The sequence below is a fragment of the Streptomyces sp. 13-12-16 genome, assembly GCF_002114215.1.
Taxonomy (GTDB): domain Bacteria; phylum Actinomycetota; class Actinomycetes; order Streptomycetales; family Streptomycetaceae; genus Streptomyces.
The window spans coordinates 1-5,241 of record NZ_NCTE01000025.1 but is presented as its reverse complement, the minus strand read 5'-3'; the positions used below and the strand labels follow the sequence as shown (position 1 = coordinate 5,241).

Annotated in this window: 6 protein-coding genes; 2 read left to right on the top strand and 4 right to left on the bottom strand. The window is 72.4% G+C overall.

Translation table 11 applies throughout. The features are described 5' to 3' along the window. Positions 1–101: 101 nt before the first annotated feature. Positions 102–1,349 (top strand): pyroglutamyl peptidase, encoded by a 1,248-nt coding sequence (locus B7767_RS01320; protein WP_085570456.1) that lies wholly within the window; start codon positions 102–104, stop codon positions 1,347–1,349. Here the strand turns inward: B7767_RS01320 and B7767_RS01315 are convergent. The 3 genes from B7767_RS01315 to B7767_RS01305 form a co-directional block, all read right to left on the bottom strand. Beyond that, positions 1,321–1,935: a LysE family translocator gene (locus B7767_RS01315; protein ID WP_085570455.1), complete on the bottom strand. Its 615-nt coding sequence runs from the start codon at positions 1,933–1,935 to the stop codon at positions 1,321–1,323. The two genes, B7767_RS01320 and B7767_RS01315, sit on opposite strands and share 29 nt — an antisense overlap. Then, positions 1,932–2,729 carry an EI24 domain-containing protein gene (locus B7767_RS01310; protein ID WP_085570454.1) on the bottom strand — a complete coding sequence of 266 codons (798 nt, stop codon included), beginning with the start codon at positions 2,727–2,729 and terminating at the stop codon, positions 1,932–1,934. The genes B7767_RS01315 and B7767_RS01310 overlap by 4 nt, the downstream gene beginning before the upstream one ends. A 116-nt stretch (positions 2,730–2,845) precedes the next feature. Next, positions 2,846–3,865: an NADP-dependent oxidoreductase gene (locus B7767_RS01305; protein WP_085570453.1), complete on the bottom strand. Its 1,020-nt coding sequence runs from the start codon at positions 3,863–3,865 to the stop codon at positions 2,846–2,848. A 92-nt stretch (positions 3,866–3,957) separates the two neighbouring features. On the opposite strand from B7767_RS01305, the gene B7767_RS01300 reads away from it, so the two are divergent. After that, a complete protein-coding gene (locus B7767_RS01300; RefSeq protein WP_085570452.1) occupies positions 3,958–4,395 on the top strand; it encodes a MarR family winged helix-turn-helix transcriptional regulator in 438 nt (145 codons plus the stop codon). A 385-nt stretch (positions 4,396–4,780) separates the two neighbouring features. Here B7767_RS01300 and B7767_RS46090 read toward each other — a convergent pair. Continuing rightward, the coding region (locus tag B7767_RS46090) for a hypothetical protein (protein WP_085570450.1) at positions 4,781–5,241 on the bottom strand (461 nt) is incomplete at its 5' end.

Here is a 5,241-nt window from a genome sequence, read left to right as displayed (position 1 = left end):
GGAGGGCGGGGGGTGTGAACCGTGGCGTGGGGGGTGGTGGGCGGGTGATACTGCGGGCTTCGGCATCCCCGTACCCCACGACGACGGAAGGCCCAATTCCCTTGAGATCCGTACGTGTTCGCATCGGTGTTCTCGGTCTGGCCCTGTTGACCGGTCTCGCCGCCCCCACGACCGCGACCGCCGCCGGGACGGCACCCTCCCCCACCGTCGAGGAGCGCCGCCTGGACGGGGCCGCTCCGCAGGAGATACTCCGCCGTTCCGGATTCGCCGACGCGGCACCGGAGTTGGCCCGTGCGCTGGACCGCGCGCACTCCTACGCCCAGGCCCGCCGTGCCGTCGTGCGCGCGGGGACGGAGTTGTGGCGCAGGGCCGTCGACCGGGCGCAGGGGCGCGGTCCGGCGGGTGGTGACCTCAGCCGGGACGACGACCGGCCGCTGTACTGGGCGCGGCTCGGGATGACCCGTGAACTGCGCGCCTGGGAGCCCGGGTTCCGGCTGGACGAGGACCGGCGGGCGCGGCTGCTCGACGAGCTGGAGCGGTCCTCGCGCGGGCAGACCACCATCCGCCATCCGCACGGGAAGGGCGTGAAGCGGGTCCTGCTGACCGGTTTCGACCCGTTCACCCTGGACCGGGACATCCGCATCTCCAACCCGTCCGGCGCGGTCGCGCTCGCCCTCGACGGCACGGTGATCGAGACCACGGACGGTCCCGCGCGCATCGAGACGGCCGTGTTCCCGGTGCGCTGGCGGGACTTCACGGAGGGGACGGTGGAGCGGGCGCTGCGGCCGCACCTGCCGGGGGTCGACCTGTTCACCACCGTCAGTCAGGGCCGGGTGGGCCGCTTCGACGTCGAGCGGACCAACGGGGCCTGGCGGGGCGGTTTCGGGGACAACGAGAACACCGGCCGCACGGAGACGATCCCGGTCACCGATCCGGCCTCGCAGCCCCAGTGGACGTCCACGACACTGCCGTACGCGGAGATCGTCGCCGCGGACACCGGGCGGTTCCCGGTGTACGACAACACCGGCGTGACGGAGATCCCGGCGGGCGGCACCGAGCCCGTCGTACGGCCTCAGGGGCCGACGCCCGGCTCGACGGCGCGGGCCGGGGGCGGCGGGGACTACCTGTCCAACGAGATCGCCTACCGGGCGACCCTGCTCCGGGACCGGCTCGGGCTGCGCGAGGAGCTGCCGGGCGGACATGTGCACACGCCCGTGCTGCAGTTCGGCGCCGGGAACACCACCGAGGTCACCGACCCCGAGTTCGTACGGAACCGGCTGGACATCATCGACCAGGTGCGGTCGATCGTGACCGTGGCGGTCAGTGCGACGGAGCGAACGCGAGGCTGACGCCGAGGCCGGCCAGGACGGATCCGATGACCTTGTTGAGGACCTTCTGGCCGCGCAGCATCAGGGTGCGCATCCGGTCGTGGGAGAAGAACACGGCGACGACGCCGAACCACAGCAGGTGGGCGAGGGACATGAACAGCCCGTAGCCCACCTGCTGGAGGACCGGGGTGCCGGGGCTGACGACCTGCGCGAAGGTCGAGACGACGAACAGGGTCGTCTTCGGGTTGAGGACGTTGGTCAGGAAGCCGGTGCGCAGCGCCGCGAACGGGGTCAGCCCCGTCCTGTTCTCCAGGTCGACGGTGACCTCGCCGCGGGTGCGGAAGGTGCGGACGCCGACGTACACGAGGTAGGCCGCGCCGGCCAGCTTGATCACCGTGAAGAGGAAGGTGGAGGAGGCGATCAGCAGGCCGACGCCGAGCATCGTGTAGGTGACGTGGACGAGGACGCCCGCGGCGACGCCGAGGGCGCCGAGCAGGCCGGTGCGGCGGCCGTGGAGGTAGCTGTTGCGGACCACCATGGCGAAGTCGGCGCCCGGCGCGATCACGGCCAGGACGGTGATGACGGCGACGGCGAGCACCTCGGTCACGGTGTGACGCCCTCCTCCTCGGGCTTCCCCGCGTCGTCCCCGGCGGCCGTCTCCTCACCGAGCAGGTCGCGGGCCATCAGCGTGGCGCCGGCGACCGCGCCGGGCATCAGGAACACGGCGACGAACGGGACGAGGAAGGCCAGCCCCAGGGGTGTGCCGAAGCCCCAGACGAGGGTCTTGCGGGAGCGCAGCAGGCGGAGCCGCTCGCGCAGTTCGACCCCGCGCCGCTGGAGCGCGACGGCGGTGAGCTCCTCGGTGAGGAAGAACCCGGTGACGAAGAACCCGATCACCGGCACGACGGTCTGCCCGACCACCGGGATGAACCCGAGCGCGAACAGCAGCACGCCCCACACCAGGGCCCGTACGACGATGCGGAGGCTGTCGCGGGCCGAGATCCACAGCTCCCGCCACAGCGGCAGCCCCGACTCGGGCGCGGTGCCGTCGGGCGAGACGTCCCGGTCGACCTTCTCGGAGAGGTTCTCGTAGAACGGCTGCCCGATGAGCAGGGTCACCGCGGTGAAGGTGAGCACGGACAGCAGCAGGCCGAGCGCGAACAGCACGGCGGTGAGGAAGCCGCGGAACAGCCCGGCCCAGGGGCTGGACCAGTCGTCGGCGAACGGCGTCGCCCACGTGACGAAGTCCTCGCCCCACAGCGCCAGCGCCACCAGCGCCGCCGCGTACAGCACCAGGGTGATCAGCCCCGGCAGCAGTCCGAACCCGAACTGCTTGCCGTGCCGGGCCACCCACCGCTGGCCCTTCAGGAGATACCGGAAACCCGCCCCAAGATCGCGCATGGGGGAGACCCTATCGGGGCGCCGTCCCCCGGCACGGGCAAGGGGCCGCACCCCACGTCCAAGGGTGCGGCCCCGTCGTACGCAACGACCGCCGGCGGTGTCGCGTCACGGCCGGGTCAGAGCTTGACGATCATCTTCCCGGTGTTGTCGCCGCGCAGGACGCCGAGGAACGCCTCCAGGTTGTTCTCGATGCCCTCGACGACTGTCTCCCGGTACTTCAGCTCGCCCGAGCGGACCCAGGGGCCGACCTCCTGGACGAACTGCGGCTGGAGGTCGTAGTGGTCGCCGACGAGGAAGCCCTCGATGCGGCCGCGGGTCTGGATCAGCCGGGCGAGGTTGCGGGGGCCGGGGGCGGGCTCGGTGTTGTTGTAGACCGAGATCATGCCGCAGACGGCGATGCGGCCGTCCCGGTTGAGGGACCCGATGGCGGCCTCCAGGTGGTCGCCGCCGACGTTGTCGAAGTAGACGTCGACGCCGTCCGGGGCGGCGGCGCGGAGCTGCTCGCCCACCGGGCCGGTCTTGTAGTTGAAGGCGGCGTCGAAGCCGTACTCGTCGAGGAGCAGCTCGACCTTCTCGTCGGAGCCGGCCGAGCCGATCACCCGCGAGGCGCCCTTGAGCTTCGCGAGCTGCCCGACCTGGCTGCCGACGGCGCCCGCGGCACCGGACACGAAGACGGAGTCGCCCTCCTTGAAGGAGGCGGTGCGCAGCAGGCCGGCGTAGGCGGTGAGGCCGGTCATGCCCAGCACGCCCAGGTACGCCGGGAGGGGCGCCGCCTCCGGGTCCACCTTGACGGCGTTCTTCGCGTCCACGACGGCGTACTCGCGCCAGCCGAAGAAGTGCAGGACGTGGTCGCCGACGGCGATCCCCTCGGCCTCCGACGCGACGACCTCGCCGACGGCGCCGCCCTGCATGACCTTGCCCAGCTCGAAGGGGGCGACGTAGGACTTCGCGGCACTCATCCGGCCGCGCATGTACGGGTCGACGGAGAGGTACTTGTTCCGTACGAGCACCTGTCCCCCGGCCGGGGCGGGGACCTCCGCCTCGACGAGGGCGAAGTCCTCGGGCTTCGGCCAGCCGACGGGGCGGCTGAGCAGATGCCACTCGCGGCCGGTGGTGGGGAGTGTGGAGGCGGTCATGGCCGGGCACCTTTCCTCGGATAGTTCATTACCTGAAACAACCATGCGGCTGAATATTTCATGATGTCAAGCAACCGGGTACCCTGGTGTGCATGGCCACACCCGATGCCACCCCGCACCGTCCCGACGCCCTCACCCTGGAGGTCGTCGAGCTCATCGGCTCGGTGGTGGCCCGCTACCACGAGGAGTACGAGGAAGCCGCCGCCGGTCATGCCCTCACGGGTGCCCAGGCGAAGCTGTTGAGTCTGCTGTCCTTGGAGCCGCTGCCGATGCGGAAGCTGGCGCAGCGGCTGAAGTGCGAGCCGTCGAACGTCACGGGGATCGTCGACCGGCTGGAGTCACGGGGGCTGGCGGAGCGCCGGCCGGACCCGGCGGACCGGCGCGTGAAGCTGGCGGCGGCGACGGCGGAGGGGCGGCGGGTGGCCCGGAGCCTGCGGGAGTCCCTGCGGTTCGCGCGTGAGCCGTTGGCGGGGCTTTCGGAGGCGGAGCGGGTGGCCCTGCGGGACGCTCTGCGGAGGATGCTGGGGTAGCGGCCGCAGCCGGTTCTTCGGGCGCCGGAGTTGGTGCGGGCGGGGGTTTTCCGCGCGGCCCGGTGCTTTGCGGGTGCCCCGGCGCGTTACGGGGTGCCCCGTGTCGGTGTGGGCCGGGGGTGGGTTGCGCGGCCCGGCGCTTGCGAGGTGCCTCCCCCACTCTCGGCTCCTCCCCCACTCTCGGCTTCGCTCGGGCGGGGGGACCCCCATGAGCGGGAGGTACCCCCATCGCCCACCCTCCCCCACCCTCGGCTGCGCTCGGGCGGGGGGACCCCCATCGCCCTGGGGGCACCTCCCAGGCCCTTGAGGCACTGGGGGAGGCACGACTGCCCGCGGATCGCGGGGCAGTCGGCTGCCTAGGGGAGTGTGGGGGCGTGTGGTCGGGTCAGGTGCACCACCACAGGAAGCGGTCGCATGTTTCCGTGGGTTCGGGTTCCGGGTCGGGGCTCTTCGTGGTCGGGTCCGGGTCCGGGGACGGGGTTTCCGGGTTCTGTGAGGGCTCCGGCGGTGAGGGGGCCGTCGGGTCGGTCGTGGGCGGGGTCGCGGGCTCGGACGAGGGATCCTGCCCGGTCCCGTCCTCCGCCTCCTCGGACTCCTCGCCCGTCGGGGAGCCGGAGGCCGACGGGGAGTCGGAAGGCCTCGCACTGGGCGACCTGCCGGGCGCCACCGCGTCCGTGACGCCGTCGCCCGCCGCCCTCTCCGACTCCGCCGGCTCCACCTTCGTCGCGCCGCCGTCCGTGGACTCCTCCCCGGCGGCCGCCGGTTTCGGGTCCGAGCCGGGGGCGTCCAGGCCGAGTTCCGCGAGGCTCAGTCCGCCCGCCGCGAGGACGAAACCGGCCACGATCA